This is a genomic window from Streptomyces sp. NPDC024687 (assembly GCF_055559055.1).
In genome coordinates, this window is record NZ_JBVHLJ010000001.1 from 1367247 (window position 1) to 1385031 (window position 17785).

Genomic DNA, 17785 nt, shown 5'->3' on the forward strand with positions numbered 1-17785 from the left:
GGCCGATGCTCAGGACCGTCAACCGCGTACTGCTCGCCCTGGTGGGCCTGGTCCTGCTCGTCGTCGGCGGCTCGGTGCTCGCCGTGGGCCTCGGCCTCGACCCGCCCTCCTGGTGGATCCACGACGGCAGGAAGGACGTCCTGCTGAGCGACGCGGAGCGCACCCGCTGGGACGGCGAGGGCTGGTGGTGGCCGACGGTCATCGCCGCACTGGCGCTCGTGGTGCTGCTGACCCTGTGGTGGCTGACGGCGGTACTGCGCAGGCGCCGGCTCACGGAGGTCCGGGTCAACACGGGCGACGGCGAGGGCGCGCTGCTGAGGGGGCGGGCCCTGGAGGCCGTACTCGAAGGCGACGCAGCCGAGTTGGACGGGGTCCACCGGGCCCACGCCCACCTGACCGGCCGCCCGGACGCTCCCGGGACCCGCGTGCGACTCCTGCTGGAACCCCACGTGGACCCGGGAACGGCCCTGCATCACCTGACGGCCGGGGCCCTGGACCACGCCCGCACTTCGGCAGGCCTCGCGTCACTGCCGGCCGAGGTCCGAATGACCGGCGTCAGGCACAAGGCGGAAAGAGTCAGTTGAGGGCCCGCAGCCCGCAACTAGAAGCCGCCCGCAACTAGAAGCCGTGCCGCATGCCCCCGTCGACGGGCAGCATGACCCCGGTCAGATAGGAAGCGGCCGGCGACAGGAGGAAGGCCGCCACCCGCCCGAACTCCTCGGGCGTCCCGTACCGCCGCAACGGAATCCGGGACTCGTTCGCGGCCCGAGTGGCCTCCGGGTCCGCCGACATCCCGTCCAGCTCGCGCACCCGATCCGTGTCGATACGCGACGGCAGCAGCCCCACCACCCGGATCCCGCGCGGCCCCAGCTCGTCGGCGAGTGACTTCGCGAACCCGGCGAGGCCGGGCCGCAGCCCGTTCGAAATGGTCAGCCCCGGAATCGGCTCGTGCACGGACGCGGAGAGCACGAACCCGATGACACCCCCGGCTTCCAGCTCCGCCGCGGCCGCCCGAGCCAGCCGGACCGCTCCCAGGAACACGGACTCGAACGCGGACTGCCACTGCTCGTCCGTGTTGTCGGCGACGAAACCGGGCGGGGGCCCGCCCACGCTGATCAGCACCCCGTGGAAGCCCCCGAAGTGCTCCCGCGCGGTGGCGATCAACCGCTCCGGCGCCGAGGGGTCGGCGTTGTCGACCGCCACCCCCACCGCGTCCGGTCCCAACTCCGCCGCCGCGGCGAGCGCGCCCTTCTCGTCCCGCCCGGTCACCACGACCTTCGCCCCGTCCGCGACCAGCGAACGCGCGGCCGCGTTGCCGAGCCCACGGGTCGCTCCGGTGACGACGTACACACGGTCCTTCAGTCCAAGATCCATGGTCCCTATCCTGCCTCCTCGCCCCCGAACAGAGTGAGGGCGGTGTTGACCAGCCCGATGTGGCTGAACGCCTGCGGGAAGTTGCCCAGCTGGGCGCCGGCCACGGGGTCGTACTCCTCGGACAGCAGCCCCACGTCGTTGGCCAGCCCCAGCAGCCGTTCGAAGAGGTCCCGCGCCTCCTTCGTACGGCCCGTCATGTGCAGGGCGTCGGCGAGCCAGAACGAGCACACCAGGAACGTGCCCTCGCCGCCGGGCAGCCCGTCGACGGGGGTCTCCGCGGCGCTGTACCGCCGTACCAGTCCGTTGTGCTCCAGCTCCGCGCGGATCGCGTCGATGGTGCCGACGACACGGGGATCGTCGGCGGGCAGGAAGCCGGCGCGGGGGATCAGCAGCAGGGACGCGTCGAGTTCGCGTGAGCCGTAGTACTGGGTGAAGGTGTTGCGTTCGGGGTCGTAGCCCTTCTCGCACACCTCGTGGTGCACCTCGTCGCGCAGCGCGCGCCAGCCGTCCAGATCGCCCCGCAGCTCCGGGAAGGCCTCCAGGGCGCGCACGGCGCGGTCGGCGGCGACCCACACCATGACCTTCGAGTGGACGAAGTCGCGGCGGTCGCCGCGCACCTCCCACAGCCCCTCGTCCGGCTGCCGCCAGGAGGACCGGAGGAAGTCCAGCAGGACGCTCTGCAGGGACCACATGTGCGGTTTGGCGGGCAGGCCCGCCCGCCGGGCCAGCGACAGCGAGTCCATGACCTCGCCGTACACGTCCAGCTGGAGCTGTTTCACGGCCTCGTTGCCGATGCGTACCGGCCGGGAGCCGCCGAAACCGGACAGCCACGGCAACTCGAACTCGGGCAGCCGCCGTTCGCCCGCGACGCCGTACATGATCTGGAGGTCCGCCGGGTCGCCGGCGACCGCGCGCAGCAGCCAGTCCCGCCAGGCCTCGGCCTCCTCCAGGTAGCCGCACTGCACGAGGGCGCCCAGGGTGAGCGTGGAGTCCCGCAGCCAGCAGTAGCGGTAGTCCCAGTTGCGCACGCCGCCCATCTCCTCCGGCAGCGAGGTCGTGGCCGCGGCGACGATGCCGCCGGTCGGCCGGTAGGTGAGCGCCTTCAGGGTGATCAGGGAACGGACCACGGCATCCCGGTGCGGACCGTCGTAGCGGCAGCGCGCCGACCACGCCTGCCAGTCGGCCACGCTGCTCTCCAGCGTCTCGAAGGGGTCGGTCAGCGGGGGGCGCGGCTCGTGCGAGGGGTGCCAGGTGAGGACGAAGGCGACCTTCTCGCCGGCCTCGACGGTGAACTCCGAGTGCGTCGCGTAGTGCTCGCCCCAGGTGCGGACCGGGGGTTCGCTGCGCAGCCAGGTGGCGTCGGGTCCCGCGACGGCCACCCGCTGCCCGTCGGACCTGCGCACCCACGGCACGATCGAGCCGTACTCGAAGCGCAGCCGCAGCGTGCTGCGCACGGTGACCCGGCCGGTGAGTCCCTCCACGACGCGTACGACGTCGGGGGCGATGTCGCGCTGCGGCATCAGGTCGGTGACGCGCACCGCGCCCTCGTCGGTCTCCCACTCGGTGTCCAGGACGAGGGTGCCGGGGCGGTACGCGCGTCTCGTGCACCGGTCCGCGTTCTTCGGGGCGATCCGCCAGTGGCCGTTCTCCTCGTCCCCGAGCAGTCTGGCGAAGCAGGCCCCCGAGTCGAAGCGGGGCAGGCACAGCCAGTCCACGGAGCCGTCCGTGCCGACCAGGGCGGCGGTCTGTTCGTCGCCGATGAGGGCGTAGTCCTCGATACGGGGGATCCGGGTGACCGGTGGGGTTCGGGGGTGCACGCAGTGGCGCTTCCCGGCCGGTCGCGGGGGCAATCAGGGGTGCGGCCGGGGGAGTGACACCGTCGTGCCGGAGAAGATCACTCCCGGGTGCGCGGGAGTCTGGTTCAGCACCCACAGTCCGATCAGCGTGGCCAGCGCGAACACGACCGCGATGAGGACGGTGAGGACGAGCCGGCGGCGGCGTTCCCGGCGCAGCCACTCGCCGCGTGCCGTGCGGTAGGCGTCGGGTGCCGCGTGCACCTTGCCCGCCAGCGCGGCGAGGGCCTCCTGGAGTTCCCGCTCGGTGCGGTCCGGACTCGCGTCGTTCATCATCGCCGGGCCTCCATCGCCTGGGTCAGGGCGGCGAGACCGCGCGCCGTGTGGGTCTTGACGGAACCGCAGGAGATGCCCATCGCCGAGGCGATCTCGCTCTCCTTCAGCCCGAGCCAGTGCCGCAGCACCAGCGCCTCGCGCTGCCGGGCGGGCAGCTGCTGCAGCGCGTCGATGAGGACGCGCTGGTCGTCGTGGAGGAGCGCGGTGCTCTCGGCGGAGGCGACGAGCTCGTCCGTTCTCGTCGGGGGGTTCTCCACGTGCTTGCGGGCCACCTGGAGGTGGCGTATCCGCATCCGCGTCAGATTGCAGACGGTGGAGCGCAGATAGGCCTCCGCGGCCTCGGTGTCCCTGAGGCGCCGCCACTTCCGGTAGATCTGGTAGTAGGCCTCGGCGACCACGTTCTCCGGGTCGTCGGCGCCGAGCAGCACGGCGAGGCGGAGCATGGAGGCGTAGTGCAGCTCGAAAAGGTGGGCCACACCGGCCTCGCGCTCCAGTTCGGCCGGGTCGGCCGCCGCGGGGGCGAGCGGGGCGGGCACGGGGGTGCCGGCTCTCAGGTGCTGTCTCACGGGTTGTTCGCTCCCGTCTCGGGGCGCCGCCTGACGGTCAGGCGCGACGGTAGGTCGGTCGAGTCGGCGCCGCGCGGGACGCCGAGCCGTTCGAGGGCCGCGGTTCCGGCCAGGGCGACGGTCAGATTGAGCAGGAGGGCGACGAGACCGGCGTAGACCTGGAAGGGCCCGCTGCCGAGCGAGGAGAAGCCCTCGCGGACGACGAGGAAGGTGCCGGCCAGCATGCCCGCGCCCCACCCGGCGAGCAGCGCCCGCGGATGCAGCCGCCCGGTGAACAGGCCCACGGCGACGGCCGGGAAGATCTGCAGGATCCAGACCCCGCCGAGAAGCTGGAGGTTGACGGCGTCCTGGTCGCGCAGCCCGAACACGAACGCCACAGCGCCCACCTTCGCCGTCAGCGACACCGCCTTGGCGATCCGCACCTGCCGCTTGGGCGTGGCCGTGGGGTGCACGTACTCGACGTATACGTTGCGCACGAAGCTGGTGGCCGCCGCGATCGACATCACCGCGGCCGGCACCAGCGCCCCCACGGTGATCGCGCCGAACACCAGCCCGGCCAGCGGCCCCGGCATCAGCCGGTCCACCAGCATCGGTACGGCGGTCTCGGCACCGCCCTCCGGTGCCCGCACGCCCGCCGCGAGCGCCGCGATGCCGAGGAACCCGAAGAGGGCGAGCAGCCCGGTCCAGGCGGGCAGGGCCACGGCGACCTTGCGCAGGGTGCGCGGGCCGTCGGCGGCGAAGGCGGCGGTCAGGACGTGCGGGTACATCAGCAGGGCGAGGGCGGAGCCGAGGGCGAGGGTGGCGTAGGCGGGCTGCTGCTCGGGGGAGAGGAGCAGGGCCGGTCCGCCCAGGCGCTCGGCGGCCCCGTCGAACACCGCGCCAGGACCGCCGAGCCGTTCCAGGACCAGCCAGGTGACGGCGGTGAGCGAGACGAAGACGGCGACCGCCTTGAGCGCCGAGATCACGGTGGGCGCCCGCAGCCCGTGCCGGTAGGTGGCCACCGCGAGCCCCGCGAACAGCGCCACCATCACCAGGTCACCGGTCGCGCCCCGCGGATACACGCCCCCCGCGGTCAGCACCGCTCTTATCCCGAGCAGTTGCAGCGCCAGGTATGGCATCGTCGCGAGGATCCCGGTCAGTGCGACCACCAGCGCCAGCGGCGGCGAACCGTAGCGGCCGCGCACGAAGTCGGCGGCGGTGATGTAGCCGTGCCGCCGGGCCACCTCGCCCAGGCGGCTGAGCAGCACGAAGGCGATGGGGCAGACGATCACCGTGTACGGCACCGCGAAGAACGCGGCCCCGCCGTTGCCGTACGCAAGTCCCGGCACCGCGGTGAAGGTGTACGCGGTGAAGATCGTGCCGCCCAGCAGCAGCCACGTCCACACCGGGCCGAGGCTGCGGTCGGCCAGCGCCCAGCCCTCCAGGGACGGCAGCCGGTCGCTGGGGCGCAGTCGGCGCGCGGTCACGGCGAGCAGCGACGCTCCGCCGATCACGGCGAGGAACGTCGCGGTCATGGCGCTGTCGGCCATGGTCACCGTCCTTGGTGTGTCTGTGCCCTCGCGCTTAAGTTGCGCGGGCCGCCGGTTCGGATGACGGACACCGGCGGGAAATCTCCCCGGCATTCGCTGTCAACCGTCCGCGGGAGGTGGGCAACTCTTGCACAGACCGACAGCGATGGGGAGAGGAGCGCAGGTCATGGCACGGACCGGTCATCACCGGCTACGGCGCGTCGCGATCGCCGTACTGCTTCTCGCCCCCGCCGCGGGACTGCTGTGGGTCCCGATGTACGCCGGTGCGGAGCCGCGCCTGGCGGGCACGCCGTTCTTCTACTGGTACCAGCTCGCCTGGGTGCCGGGGTGCGGCCTGTGCCTGCTCGCCGCGTATGCGCTGTCGGAGCGACATCGCCGCTGAGCCTTCTGTCGTTTGCCCTGTGCCACCGTTTCCGTTCCACCGTTTCCGGTGAGGAGCCGCCATGCCCGAGACCGTCCTTCAGCCTGCCCTCAAGGCGCCTGAAAAATCCCGTATGTCACCTCGGTCGATCCTTCTGTGGGCCGTCGTCGCGCTGGTCGGCGCGGTCGCCTGGGGCGTGCTCGCGCTGGCCCGGGGCGAGAAGATCTCCGCGGTCTGGCTGGTCGTCGCCGCGCTCGGGTCGTACGCGATCGCCTACCGCTTCTACTCCCGCTTCATCTCCCGCCGGGTCCTCGAACCCGACGACCGCCGTGCCACCCCGGCCGAACGCCTCGAAGACGGCGTCGACTTCCACCCCACCGACAAGCGGGTTCTGCTCGGCCACCACTTCGCGGCGATCGCGGGCGCCGGACCGCTGGTCGGCCCGGTGCTGGCGGCCCAGATGGGCTACCTGCCCGGCACCCTGTGGATCGTCGCCGGAGTGATCTTCGCGGGGGCTGTGCAGGACATGGTGGTCCTCTTCCTGTCCATGCGCCGGGACGGCACGTCGCTCGGGCAGCTGGCCCGGGACGAGATCGGCCGGCTGGGCGGGGCGGCCGCGCTGGTCGCGGTCTTCGCCATCATGATCATTCTGCTGGGCGTGCTGGCCCTGGTCGTGGTCAACGCCCTCGCACACTCCCCGTGGGGCACCTTCTCCGTCGCCATGACCATCCCGATCGCCCTGTTCATGGGCTTCTGGATGCACCGCATCCGCCCCGGCCGGGTCGTGGAGACCAGCTTCATCGGTGTCGCGCTGCTGCTGCTCGCGATCGTCGGCGGCAGCTGGGTCCAGAACTCCTCGCTGGCCTCCACCTTCACCCTCAGCCCGACGACCCTGGTCTTCTGCCTGGTCGGCTACGGCTTCGTGGCCTCCGTCCTCCCGGTCTGGATGCTCCTGGCCCCCCGCGACTACCTCTCCACCTTCATGAAGATCGGCACGATCGCGCTGCTGGCCGTCGGTGTCGTGGTCGCCGCCCCGGTGCTGCGCGCGGACGCGGTGAGCGACTTCGCGACCTCGGGCGCCGGGCCGGTGTTCGCGGGTTCCCTGTTCCCCTTCCTGTTCATCACCATCGCCTGCGGCGCACTGTCCGGCTTCCACGCGCTGGTCTCCTCCGGTACGACGCCGAAGCTGATCCGTAAGGAGTCGCAGGTCCGCCTCATCGGGTACGGCGCCATGCTGATGGAGTCGTTCGTCGCGATCATGGCGCTCATCGCGGCGGCGACCCTGGAGCCCGGCCTGTACTACGCGATGAACGCCCCGGCGGGACTGCTGGGCGCGACGGCCCAGTCGGCGTCGCACGCCGTGGCCGGCCTCGGCTTCACCATCACGCCGGACCAGCTGACGCAGGCCGCAAAGGCCGTCGAGGAACAGTCGCTGATCGCCCGCTCCGGAGGCGCCCCGACCCTCGCGGTCGGCATGTCGGAGATCTTCTCCGGGGTGTTCGGGGGCACCGCCATGAAGGCCTTCTGGTACCACTTCGCGATCATGTTCGAGGCGCTGTTCATCCTGACAACAGTGGACGCGGGCACGCGTGTCGGCCGCTTCATGCTGCAGGACATGCTCGGCAACGTGTGGAAGCCGGTCGGCAGGGTCAACTGGAAGCCGGGCATCTGGCTGTGCAGCGCCCTGGTGGTGGCGGCCTGGGGCTACTTCCTCTACACCGGTGCCACTGACCCTCTGGGCGGGATCAACCAGCTCTTCCCGCTCTTCGGCATCGCGAACCAGCTGCTGGCCGCGATCGCGCTGGCCGTGTGCACCACGGTCCTCGTCAAGTCCGGGAAGCTGAGGTGGGCGTGGGTCACCGGGGTCCCGCTGGCCTGGGTGGTCGCGATCACCTTCACCGCGGGCTGGCAGAAGATCTTCTCCGACGATCCGCGGGTCGGGTTCTTCGCCCAGCGGGCCAAGTACGCGGACGGCATCGACGCGGGCCAGGTGCTCGCGCCCGCCAAGACACTCGACGACATGCACACGGTGGTCACCAACTCCACGGTCGACGGGGTGCTGATCGCCCTGTTCCTGCTGCTGGTCGCGGTCGTCATCGTCAACGCGGGGGTGGTGTGCGTGCGGGCGGTCCGGGCGCCGGGGACTCTGGCGACCACCGAGGCGCCGTACGTCGAGTCGCGGATCGACGTGCCCGAGCGGGCCGGTGAGGAGCTGGTGGGGGTGCGCTCGTGACGGTGACGGTGACGGCGCGGCGGTGGGCGGGGGCCGTCCGGTGGTACCTGCGGGAGCTGACCGGGGAGGCGGAGTACGACCGCTACCGCGAGCGGCATCTGCGCCACCATCCGCTCGCGCCGGTTCCCACCAGACGGGAGTACGAGGTGCTGCGCACCCGGCACCGGGAGGCTCACCCGCAGGGGCGGTGCTGCTGACGTTCTCTGTCGTGGACCACGGGGCGGGCACCCCGCCCGCCCCTCTCACCTTTCGGGACCGAGATGTTCAGACGCCGCACCGCCCTGCTGGTCCACCCCGCCCTCGACGACGACACACTGCACGCGACGCTGACCGAGCTGCGGCCCGCCCTTCAGCTGCACGGCCTCGGGGCCGGTTCCAGTCGTCCGCTCTGGCAGCCGGTCGCCGACCTCCTGCGGGACACGGGGAGGGACTGGGACCGCCGGTGGCACCGGATGTCCGTACTGGCGGACCACTTGCCGGTCCCGGTGTGCCGGCGGTGGATCGGCGAACGCCCCGGCGACGGGGACGCGCTGGTGCTGTGGGCCTGTGTCCGGTGCGCGCGGCGGGCCTCGGTCGACGGGCGGGCCGACGGATGGGGCGACGGATGGGCCGACGGAGGGGCCGCCGTCCAGGACGCGGAGCGGGCCTGTCTGCGCGCCGCCGAGGTCTGCCCCGACGATCCGACGCCCTGGCTGGCCCTGCTCGGGCTGATGCACTCCCTCGCCGTGCCGGCCCGGGACACCGTGCCCGTGTGGACGGAGGCCGTCACGCGGGCCCCGTGGCACCGGGGTGCCTACCACCTGCTGCTGAGATGTCTGTCCCCGCGCGGACAGGGCTCGGTCGCCGACATGATGGACTTCGCGGGTCAGGCCGCCGCCCGCGCCCCGTACGGCTCACCGCTCGCCCTGCTCCCCGTGGCGGCCCGCGTCGAACTCGTCGCCCACCGGCAGCGGCAGATGCCCCTCGGGGCCGACAGCCACTGGAACGAACCCCGGGCCCGCGCGGAGATCGAGTGGGCCCTGACCGACTGGTTCCACACCGCGGCCCCACCGCACGCCGAGGCCGTCGCCGACCTCAACATCCTGGCCTTCGCACTGGCCCGCACGCACCGCCCGACCGACGCGGCCCCCGTGTTCCGGCGCATCGGCCGCCACATGACCCCACACCCGTGGGAGCTGCTGCCCGAGCCGGAGCGGACGTTTCTGTATTGGCGCGACCGCGAGGGCGCGTGAGGCGGTGGGTCATGCCGCGGTGGGGCGGAGGCTGATGCCGTGATGGGTGCTGTCAGGGGCGGGTCGGCGGGCCGGGGTGTCACACCGCGGCCGGCTCCGCGTCCGTCGCGTCTTCCCGCTCCGCCTTGTCCCGGCGGTCGCGGAGTTCGCGCCGCACCAGGACGACCCACCCGATCGGAACGCCCACGGAGAACAGCCACCACTGGATGGCGTAGGCGTAGTTCAGCGCGGCGTCCTCCTTGCCGGGATTGGCGCCGATCAGTTCCGGGCTGTCACCCTTCGGCTCGGGTGCCGTCTGGGCGATGTAGCCGCCGAGCACCGTGGCGCCCAGCCGCTTGGCCTCCTGCTCGCTGTTGATCAGCATGATCTGCCGGTCGGGCAGCCCCTTGAGGTTCTTGATACCGCTCGCCGCGGTCGTCTCGTCGGGCATCAGCCGCCCGGTGACGGTGATCTCGCCCTTCGGGGGAGCGGGGATCTTCGGGAACACGGTCTGGCTGGGACCGTTCGCGGGGATCCAGCCCCGGTTGACCAGCAGCACCTTGCCGTCGTCGAGGACGAAGGGGGTCAGGACGTGGTAGCCGACCTCGTCGTCGGAGTTGGTGCGACGCCGGACCACGACCTCGTCGTCGGCGTCGAAGTGACCCTTCGCGGTCACGCTGCGGTACCGGTCGTGCGTCGTGACCGTGTGTCCGGGCGAGGTCATCCGCTCCACGGGCACCGGCTTCGCGGACAGCGCCTCGGAGACCAGCTGGTTGCGGGCGGTGCGCAACTCGTAGCGGTGCATCTGCCAGATGCCCAGCCTGATCATCGTGGGGATGAGGAGGAGGGCGACCAGCGTGAGGATCACCCACTGCCGGGACAACAGGAAGCGGTACACCCCACGACCGTACAACTCGGACGACGGGGGGCTCGCACAGGGGTGTGGTCGGGCCCGGTCGACGATGCCCACCCGATGGAGCGCTGTCGGCTTGCGAGTGCCGGGCCCGCCCCTGACGATTCGGCTTATGACACGTTGCGAAGTGTGTGGGAACGACTACGACCTGGCATTCACCGTCGAGACCCGGGACGGGGCACGCCACGTCTTCGACTCGTTCGCCTGCGCGATCCACCGCATGGCACCCATCTGCGAGCACTGCCGGGTGCAGATCATCGGCCAGGGCGTCGAGGTGGACGGTCACTGGTTCTGTGGCGCGCACTGTGCCCGCGCGGAGGGCAAGGTCGGCATCGTGGACAAGGTCGGCTCCGCCGTGTGATCGACACCGAGGGGTGACGAACTCGCCGGGCCCCCTCGTTTTCGTCGTACGCCCGTCGCGTCGGCAGGCGGGAACGGGGACGGGGGCGGGGACGGGGCCTGCGGTGAGGAGACGCCGGGAATGACGGGTCTGCGGCCGCCACCCGGCAGGAGCGCGAGCGGCTCCTCGGCACCGCGGTGCTCGCCCTTCCCGTCCGGACGGCCCTGCCACGAGCGTGCGGTACGAGGGCAGCGGCACTCCACGGCCGGCATGGACACCGTTGCCCCGCTGGGCGTCCTGGCCCCCGGCCTGCCTCGCCGGCCTCCGCCTGGCGGACGCCGGTCCGTGTGCGGAGGCTGGGGCCCCTCAAGTGGTCGTAATTCTGGATGAGTTGGTTCCCACGGCTCCGGAGCGAGAGGAAGCATCGGGTGCGCATCGGCGCACGGCCGCCCGGACCGCGCTCCCGCCGGCCCGCACGCGAGCGCGTCGCGTCCTGCACGCGGGGTATGCCTTGGCCACGCCCGCACATCTGGCGGGCGGCACCCATCCGACCGTCCGGTCTCCCCGTGAAAGGCAGTTCACGATGAGTGACACCAACGCACTGGAACCGCTGGCGACCTTCTGTGGCGAGTGCGACTGCGGCTGCCCGCAGTTGTTCGTCGACCCGAGTGCCCCCGCGGACCGCCGCGTCCTGCTCACCGACGACTTCGGCCAGCGCGTCCAGATGAGCGCCGACCAGTTCGCCTCGCTGGTGGAGGAGGCCAAGGCCGGAAAGCTGGACGGCATCGCCATCGCCTGACCGACCCGGCGCACCGGCCCCCACCGCCGATACCGCGGCCCCGGCCCGTACAGGTCCGTACGGTCATCCTCCCGACGCCGGCTCCACGTCCCGGAGGAGCTGCCCGAAGGCCGCCTCGTCGACGACCGGTGTGCCGAACTGCCGGGCCTTGACCACCTTGGACGTGTTCGAGTCCGGGTCGTTGGTGACGAGCAGACTGGTCAGCCGGGACATGCTGGTGGCGACATGCAGCCCGGCCTCGATCGCCCGGTCCTCCAGGAGGTCGCGCTCGGTCGAGGTGTCGCCGGAGAAGGCGATCCGCATGCCCTGTTTGAGCGGTTTGCCGTCCTCGTACCGCCCCGGGTTGGGGTAGGGGCACGCGGGCCGCTTGCGCGCGGGCCGCCAACTGGTCGGACGGTAACTGCTGTAGCCCGCCGACTGCCGCGGCACCGCCCGGTCCGTCCACTCGGTCAGCGGCCGGCACTCGTGCAGCGGCAGCCGCACGCTTCGCGCGGCGGCGGCCCGCAGGCTCGGCCGGAACGCCTCCGCGAGCACACGCGCGTCGTCGAGGGCATGGTGCGCCCGCTGCTGTACGACGCCGAAGTGGGCGGCCAGCGACTCCAGTTTGTGGTTGGGCAGCGGCAGGCCGAGTTCCTTCGACAGGACGATGGTGCACAGCCGCTGACTCACCGGCGCCACCCGGCCCGCGCGCGCGTACTCGCGGGCGATCATCTGCCAGTCGAAGACGGCGTTGTGCGCGACGAGCACGCGACCGTCGAGACGGGCCGAGAACTCGTCGGCGATGTCCGGGAAGAGCGGGGCGCCTTCGAGTGTCTCGCTCGTCAGCCCGTGGATCCACACGGGGCCCGGGTCGCGCTCCGGATTGACCAGCGTGTACCAGTGGTCCTCGACCTCGCCGCGCGCGTCCAGTCGGTAGACGGCCGCGGAGATTATCCGGTCGTCGCGGGCCAGGCCGGTGGTCTCCACGTCGACGACCGCGTATCCCTGTGGATACGCGGCCGGCCACGCTGTGGGGGAGGACGCTGCGGTCGTCTGGTCTTCGAGCATGGTTCACGAGGATACGGGCCACGACTGACAGTCCCTCACCGCGGCGTCGGTACCGGGCTCGCGACGACCGGGGTGCGATCCTCCGGGGATGACCGAAGAGGGTGCGAGCGCACCGGCGCACGACGAGGCACACGGCGGTGGGCTCGGCGTCCGCCTCAACTGGCTGCGCGCGGCCGTTCTCGGCGCGAACGACGGCATCGTCTCCACGGCGGGCCTCGTCGTCGGTGTGGCCGGCGCGACGAGCGACCGCGCGGCCTTGCTGACGGCGGGTCTGGCGGGCCTGCTGGCCGGTTCGATGTCCATGGCGGCCGGGGAGTACGTGTCCGTGTCGACCCAGCGCGACTCCGAGATGGCCGCGCTGGCCGTGGAGAGGCGGGAACTTCGCGAACGGCCGGAGGCGGAGCTGGAGGAGTTGACGGAGCTTCTGGAGGAACGGGGGCTGTCCCGTGACGTGGCCCATGAGGCGGCGGAACAACTGACGGAACGTGATGCGCTGCGGGCTCACGCACGCGTGGAGCTCGGCATCGACCCGGACGAACTGACCAACCCCTGGCATGCGGCCTGGGCGAGCTTCCTGGCGTTCACCGCGGGGGCGTTGCTGCCGCTGCTGGCCATCGTGCTGCCGTCGGCGGGGTGGCGGGTGCCGGTGACCGTGGTGTCGGTGGTGGCGGCGTTGGTGCTGACCGGGTGGAGCAGCGCGCGGTTGGGTGCGGCGCATGCGGGGCGCGCGGTGGTGCGGAACGTGGCGGGCGGGTTGTTGGCGATGGGGGTCACGTACGGGGTGGGGGTGTTGTTGGGGGCGGCGGGGGTCGGTTGACGCCCCGGCGCGGCAACTGGCGTGACCGCCCGTCGGCATCCCTTGGCGGAGATCGCCAAGAAGCAAGCGCGTACCACCGGTAATACTTGTGGGTAACAACGTCTAGCCCCGCCCGACCGGCGGTTCTACGGTGCACGCATGCCGAACCTCCCCGATGTCGTGGTCTGGTCCATACCCGCCTTCGTGCTGCTCACCGTCATCGAGATGATCAGCGTCCGCGTCCATCCCGACGAGGACGCGGCCGGCTACGAGACGAAGGACGCCGCCACCAGCATCGGCATGGGACTCGGCAGCCTCTTCTTCGACTTCCTCTGGAAGATCCCGATCGTCGCCGTCTACACCGCCCTGTACGAGTTCACCCCGCTGCGCATACCCGTCCTGTGGTGGACGGTCCCCCTGATGCTGCTCGGGCAGGACTTCTTCTACTACTGGTCCCACCGCGGCCACCACGTCATCCGCATCCTGTGGGCCTGTCACGTCGTCCACCACTCCAGCCGGAAGTTCAACCTCACCACCGCGCTGCGCCAGCCCTGGACGACCCTGACCGTCTGGCCGTTCTACGTCCCCCTCGTCGCCGCCGGAGTCCACCCGGCCGCGCTCGCCTTCTGCTCCTCCGCGAACCTCGTCTACCAGTTCTGGATCCACACCGAACGCATCGACAAGATGCCCCGCTGGTTCGAGTTCGTCTTCAACACCCCGTCCCACCACCGCGTCCACCACGCCTCCCAGGGCGGCTACCTGGACCGCAACTTCGGCGGCATCCTCATCGTCTGGGACCGGCTCTTCGGCTCGTTCGTCGCCGAGACCGAACGGCCCGTCTACGGGTTGACCAAGAACATCAACACGTTCAACCCGGTCAAGGTGGCCACCCATGAGTACGTGGCGATCATCAAGGACGTCAGGAAGGCCCGGAGTTGGCGTGAGCGGGCCGGGCGGGTGTTCGGCGGGCCGGGCTGGCAGCCGTCGCGATCGGCGGAATCGGCCCCGGCGTCGGAACAGGGCCAGGGACTGGAACCGGAACCGGCTTCGGCCGGAGGGAGCGCGGCCGCGTGAGAGCCCGGACCCGGCTATGGGCGCGCGGGCGTGGCCTCGTGGGGCGGCAGGAGCGCGGGCGAGACGACGTCGGACGGCAGGGGCGCAGGCGCGTGCACACCGGGCGGGAGGGGCGTGACAGGGGTCGTCCCGGGTGGCGGGCGTCCGCGCGCGCCTTCCGCGCGGGGTCCGCGCGCACGTTCCCTCGCTGCTCTTCTGCTCGCCTGCCTCGCCGCCGTCACCCTCATCGACCTCGTCTCCCTGGCCGTCGGCTTCGGTGGCGGCCATGTCGTCGCCAAGCCCCTGCTCATGCCGCTCCTCGCGACCTGGGCGGCCGTCCGAGGCGCACCGCGCCTCCTAGTCATCGCGCTCCTGTGCGGCTGGGGAGGTGACGTCCTCCTGCTGTCCGACACCGGGCCGGCCTTCCTCGCAGGCATGGCCTGTTTCGCCGCGGGCCACGTCTGCTACATCGCGCTCTTTCGGCGTCACGGCACGCCACGCACGCGTGCCCTCCTCCCGGCCCCCGTCTACGCCCTCTCCCTCGTCACCACGGTCGCCCTCCTGTGGCCGGACCTGCCGACGCACCTCCGCATCCCCGTCGCCGGCTACAGCGCCCTGCTCGTGACCATGGCGTACACCGCCGCCCGGCTCGGCCTCCTCACCGGACTCGGCGGAGTGCTCTTCCTGCTCTCGGACACCCTCATCGCGACCGGCGTCGCCGACTGGCCTCAGCTCCCACGACCCGACTTCTGGATCATGCTCACGTATGTTGCCGCGCAGTTCCTGCTGGCCAGTGGCGTACGACGAGCTCTCGAAGCGCGTCCGGGACCGATGGCGACGTACGGTGAGATCCGCTCGACCACTCCCTGAGCGCAGGTGGTCCGACAGCGTCCGCATCACCCGCGACGGCGGCGCGCAGCCCTCACCAGCGGATCGGCAACGGCAGCGCCGTCAGCAGCCCCGACACCACAACCACCAGCCCCAGGGCCACGACCTCCACGCGCGCGGGGGCACAGGCGGTCAGCGGGTCGGGGGCGCGGCGCAGTCGGGTGCGGGCCCACAGGGCGAGCACGGAGACGACCGCCACGAGGAGCACCTTGGCGAGCAGCGTGCGCCCGTAGGCCGTGTCCGTCAGCTGTGCCGGGATGGTGCCGGGAGGCATCCGGCGCAGCGAACTCCACACCCCGGTCGCGGAGACGGCGGCGAGCAATACGGCCGCCACGCGCGCGTAGAGCCCGAGCAGCGCCGCGCCCGGCTCCGCGGGTCCCCAGTGGCGCAGGGTCCGCAGCACGTGCAGCAGTCCACCCGTCCACAGCGCCGCGCACGTGAGGTGAAGCAGCGTCAGCCCGGAGCCGACCAATGGGCTGTGCTCGGTCAGGGGATGCGCGCGCAGGGCCTCCGCCGCCAGCACGGCGGACAGGGGCCACACCTGGACGGTCGGGCGGCCCGAGCGGGCGCACAGACCGGCCAGCAGGAACGCGTTGACCTCCAGCAGGGCCAACTTGCCGTCCCGCGACGCGTGCAGGCCGCCGACATCGATCGCGGAGAGGCTGTGGGGCACCAGATTGCCGGTCGCCACGACCGACGCCAGGCCCAGCGCGGCGAGGAACCCGGCGGCGGCCGCCCAGGGAGTCCAGGAGCGCGGAACGTCCGGGGGAGTGCCGGGCACCGAGCGCACCAACCGGCCCCCGAACAGCTCGCCCAGCGGTACGCACAACGCCACGAACAGCACCGCCCGCAGCAGGGCCACTCCGCCGGCTCCGGGCGCGGCGGCCTCCCCGGTGCCGTGCAGCGCGGCGGACGGCCCGAGCAGCGGTGTCGCAACGGCCACCATCGCCAGGGCGAGGACGGCGACCGCCCGGCCGGTGCCGGGGCGCCGTGCGGGGCCACTCGCGTCGGTCACCGCGGAGGGAGGTCTGGTCAACGTCACCGTACGATCTTGACCACAACGGACAGAACCGGGCAACTGCAAGGAAACAAGTGGTGGTACGGCATTCCACCCATACACACGCTTCCGGTGCCGCTGTCGGTTCCGGCCGGGTCAACGCCAGCCCGGAGAGTCCGTCCCCCACGGCACCGGCGGTCGGTCCCAGTCCGTCGGGCCGCCCTCGAAGGAGACCGGCGACAGCGCGTACCGCAGCCGCCCGAGCGCGCTGTCCGTCTCCGACAACCAGGGTCCGGGACCGTCGTAGGAACCGCTCCCGGCGTCTCCCACGGCCGCGTCGCCCATGTCGCCCACGCCGTCCGTCAGCCACCGGGCCGTTCGCGCGAGCGCCAGCCGCACGAACCGGCTCCCGCCCTCGTACGACTGCTCGGTCAGCGCCCGCAACACGGCTGCCGCCAGCAGGTAGCCCGTGCCGTGGTCGAGGGCCTGCGCGGGCAGCGCGCCCGGCTGCTCCGCCGAACCCTCCAGCGCCGCGATCCCGGTGGCGGCCTGTACGAGGCTGTCGAAGCCCCGCCGTTCACGCCAGGGCCCGTACGCGCCCCACGCCGACAACTGCGCGACGACCACCCCGGGCCGCCGCTCCGCCAGCGACTCGGCGGACAGCCCGAACCGGTCCAGCGCGCCCGGCCGGTACCCGGTGACGACCACGTCCGCCGCCTGGAGCAGGTCCTCGAAGGTCTGCCGGTCGGTGGCCAGGTCGAGCGTCGCCGACCGCTTCCCGAGACCGGTGTCGGCGTGCTGGTCCGGCAGTTCGGGCAGGTGGGGTCCGTCCAGGCGCAGGACGTCCGCGCCGAGCAGGGCGAGCGTGCGGGTGGCGACCGGGCCCGCGAGGACCCGTGTCAGATCCAGGACCCGCAGGCCGGCGGCCGGCAGCAGGGGGGAGGTGCCGACCGGAGTGAAGGCACGCGCGCGTGCCGTGTCCAGCCGTCCTCGTTCGATCAGCGGCCGTTTCGCCACCTCGGCCGCCTGCGGGTGTGCGGCCCATTCCTCGGGCGAGCGCAGGGCGACGGCCAGACCCCCGGCCGCGTACACGGCTTCCTCGACGTCCAGGGCGGACCGCTCGGCGAGGGCCGCTTCGACGGCCGCCGCGTCCTCCGGTACCCCCAGCGCGTCGAGCAGCCGTGCCCGGTGGTGCGGGTAGTTCGCGTGCGTCCGCACCCACCCGTCCGCCGTCCGCCAGAACCGGGACAGCGGTGCGAAGGTGACCGGCGCGCGCCCCTTGATCGACAGGTGACGCTCGCTCAGGAAGGCGGTGGCGACCGCACCGTCGTCCACCAGCACGGCCGGTACCTCGGTGAGGCCGGCCCGCCGCGCCCCGAGTCCGGCGGCGGCCGTCGCGCACTCACCCACACAGGCCCGCGCCAGGTCCTGCACGGGAAGGCGCCCCTGGAGAGCGCCCTCCCGTACCACGAACTTGATTGAAGTCATGACTGCACTATGCAGTATTGACTCAATCAATATATGGACGGACCTTGATCGTCCTGTACCG

General features: G+C 72.0%; 19 protein-coding genes. 10 read left to right on the forward strand and 9 right to left on the reverse strand.

Going from position 1 to position 17785, the window contains the following annotated elements; translation table 11 throughout:
- Positions 1–5: 5 nt before the first annotated feature.
- Positions 6–584, forward strand: a complete 579-nt coding sequence (amaP, locus tag ACZ39I_RS06140; protein ID WP_467243198.1) for an alkaline shock response membrane anchor protein AmaP — start codon at positions 6–8, stop codon at positions 582–584.
- Positions 585–618: 34 nt separating this feature from the next.
- On the opposite strand, the gene ACZ39I_RS06145 is transcribed toward amaP, so the two are convergent.
- The 5 genes from ACZ39I_RS06145 to ACZ39I_RS06165 are packed head-to-tail and all read right to left on the reverse strand — an operon-like array spanning position 619 to position 5598.
- Positions 619–1374: an SDR family oxidoreductase gene (locus tag ACZ39I_RS06145; RefSeq protein ID WP_403658261.1), complete on the reverse strand. Its 756-nt coding sequence runs from the start codon at positions 1372–1374 to the stop codon at positions 619–621.
- A 5-nt stretch (positions 1375–1379) separates the two neighbouring features.
- On the reverse strand, positions 1380–3191 hold the full coding sequence (locus ACZ39I_RS06150; protein ID WP_467243202.1) for a glycoside hydrolase family 15 protein: 1812 nt from the start codon (positions 3189–3191) through the stop codon (positions 1380–1382).
- A gap of 33 nt (positions 3192–3224) precedes the next feature.
- On the reverse strand, positions 3225–3500 hold the full coding sequence (locus ACZ39I_RS06155) for a hypothetical protein (protein ID WP_467243204.1): 276 nt from the start codon (positions 3498–3500) through the stop codon (positions 3225–3227).
- Positions 3500–4069 (reverse strand): sigma-70 family RNA polymerase sigma factor, encoded by a 570-nt coding sequence (locus ACZ39I_RS06160; RefSeq protein WP_403658267.1) that lies wholly within the window; start codon positions 4067–4069, stop codon positions 3500–3502. The genes ACZ39I_RS06155 and ACZ39I_RS06160 overlap by 1 nt, the downstream gene beginning before the upstream one ends.
- Positions 4066–5598 (reverse strand): sodium:solute symporter family protein, encoded by a 1533-nt coding sequence (locus ACZ39I_RS06165; RefSeq protein ID WP_467243208.1) that lies wholly within the window; start codon positions 5596–5598, stop codon positions 4066–4068. Before ACZ39I_RS06165 ends, ACZ39I_RS06160 begins: the two co-directional genes overlap by 4 nt.
- Positions 5599–5764: 166 nt before the next feature.
- On the opposite strand from ACZ39I_RS06165, the gene ACZ39I_RS06170 reads away from it, so the two are divergent.
- The 4 genes from ACZ39I_RS06170 to ACZ39I_RS06185 all read left to right on the forward strand — a co-directional run bounded on the left by ACZ39I_RS06170 (position 5765) and on the right by ACZ39I_RS06185 (position 9424).
- Positions 5765–5980 carry a DUF3311 domain-containing protein gene (locus tag ACZ39I_RS06170; protein WP_403658273.1) on the forward strand — a complete coding sequence of 72 codons (216 nt, stop codon included), beginning with the start codon at positions 5765–5767 and terminating at the stop codon, positions 5978–5980.
- A gap of 61 nt (positions 5981–6041) precedes the next feature.
- The gene (locus tag ACZ39I_RS06175) at positions 6042–8192 is read left to right on the forward strand and encodes a carbon starvation CstA family protein (protein WP_467243210.1); all 2151 of its coding nucleotides are present in this window, start codon (positions 6042–6044) and stop codon (positions 8190–8192) included.
- A complete protein-coding gene (locus ACZ39I_RS06180) occupies positions 8189–8389 on the forward strand; it encodes a YbdD/YjiX family protein (protein ID WP_352390431.1) in 201 nt (66 codons plus the stop codon). Before ACZ39I_RS06175 ends, ACZ39I_RS06180 begins: the two co-directional genes overlap by 4 nt.
- A gap of 63 nt (positions 8390–8452) precedes the next feature.
- The gene (locus ACZ39I_RS06185) at positions 8453–9424 is read left to right on the forward strand and encodes a hypothetical protein (protein WP_467243211.1); all 972 of its coding nucleotides are present in this window, start codon (positions 8453–8455) and stop codon (positions 9422–9424) included.
- A gap of 79 nt (positions 9425–9503) precedes the next feature.
- On the opposite strand, the gene ACZ39I_RS06190 is transcribed toward ACZ39I_RS06185, so the two are convergent.
- Positions 9504–10301 carry an SURF1 family cytochrome oxidase biogenesis protein gene (locus ACZ39I_RS06190; RefSeq protein ID WP_467243212.1) on the reverse strand — a complete coding sequence of 266 codons (798 nt, stop codon included), beginning with the start codon at positions 10299–10301 and terminating at the stop codon, positions 9504–9506.
- Positions 10302–10428: 127 nt separating this feature from the next.
- On the opposite strand from ACZ39I_RS06190, the gene ACZ39I_RS06195 reads away from it, so the two are divergent.
- Both ACZ39I_RS06195 and ACZ39I_RS06200 read left to right on the forward strand, forming a co-directional pair.
- Positions 10429–10677 (forward strand): hypothetical protein, encoded by a 249-nt coding sequence (locus tag ACZ39I_RS06195; RefSeq protein ID WP_352390428.1) that lies wholly within the window; start codon positions 10429–10431, stop codon positions 10675–10677.
- Between the two features lie 562 nt (positions 10678–11239).
- The gene (locus ACZ39I_RS06200) at positions 11240–11455 is read left to right on the forward strand and encodes a hypothetical protein (RefSeq protein ID WP_352390427.1); all 216 of its coding nucleotides are present in this window, start codon (positions 11240–11242) and stop codon (positions 11453–11455) included.
- Between the two features lie 63 nt (positions 11456–11518).
- On the opposite strand, the gene ACZ39I_RS06205 is transcribed toward ACZ39I_RS06200, so the two are convergent.
- Entirely contained in the window at positions 11519–12502 is a 984-nt protein-coding gene (locus ACZ39I_RS06205; RefSeq protein WP_467243217.1) for a DEDDh family exonuclease, read from the reverse strand.
- An 88-nt stretch (positions 12503–12590) separates the two neighbouring features.
- Between ACZ39I_RS06205 and ACZ39I_RS06210 the strand changes: the two genes are divergently transcribed.
- The 3 genes from ACZ39I_RS06210 to ACZ39I_RS06220 all read left to right on the forward strand — a co-directional run bounded on the left by ACZ39I_RS06210 (position 12591) and on the right by ACZ39I_RS06220 (position 15221).
- The gene (locus tag ACZ39I_RS06210) at positions 12591–13319 is read left to right on the forward strand and encodes a VIT1/CCC1 transporter family protein (RefSeq protein ID WP_467243220.1); all 729 of its coding nucleotides are present in this window, start codon (positions 12591–12593) and stop codon (positions 13317–13319) included.
- Positions 13320–13457: 138 nt separating this feature from the next.
- Positions 13458–14372 (forward strand): sterol desaturase family protein, encoded by a 915-nt coding sequence (locus ACZ39I_RS06215; RefSeq protein ID WP_467243223.1) that lies wholly within the window; start codon positions 13458–13460, stop codon positions 14370–14372.
- A 195-nt stretch (positions 14373–14567) separates the two neighbouring features.
- The gene (locus ACZ39I_RS06220; protein ID WP_467243328.1) at positions 14568–15221 is read left to right on the forward strand and encodes a lysoplasmalogenase; all 654 of its coding nucleotides are present in this window, start codon (positions 14568–14570) and stop codon (positions 15219–15221) included.
- Positions 15222–15273: 52 nt separating this feature from the next.
- Here the strand turns inward: ACZ39I_RS06220 and ACZ39I_RS06225 are convergent, their stop codons facing one another.
- Both ACZ39I_RS06225 and ACZ39I_RS06230 read right to left on the reverse strand, forming a co-directional pair.
- A complete protein-coding gene (locus ACZ39I_RS06225) occupies positions 15274–16281 on the reverse strand; it encodes a CopD family protein (RefSeq protein WP_467243225.1) in 1008 nt (335 codons plus the stop codon).
- A gap of 111 nt (positions 16282–16392) precedes the next feature.
- Entirely contained in the window at positions 16393–17724 is a 1332-nt protein-coding gene (locus ACZ39I_RS06230) for a CoA transferase (RefSeq protein WP_467243227.1), read from the reverse strand.
- Positions 17725–17785: the final 61 nt, after the last annotated feature.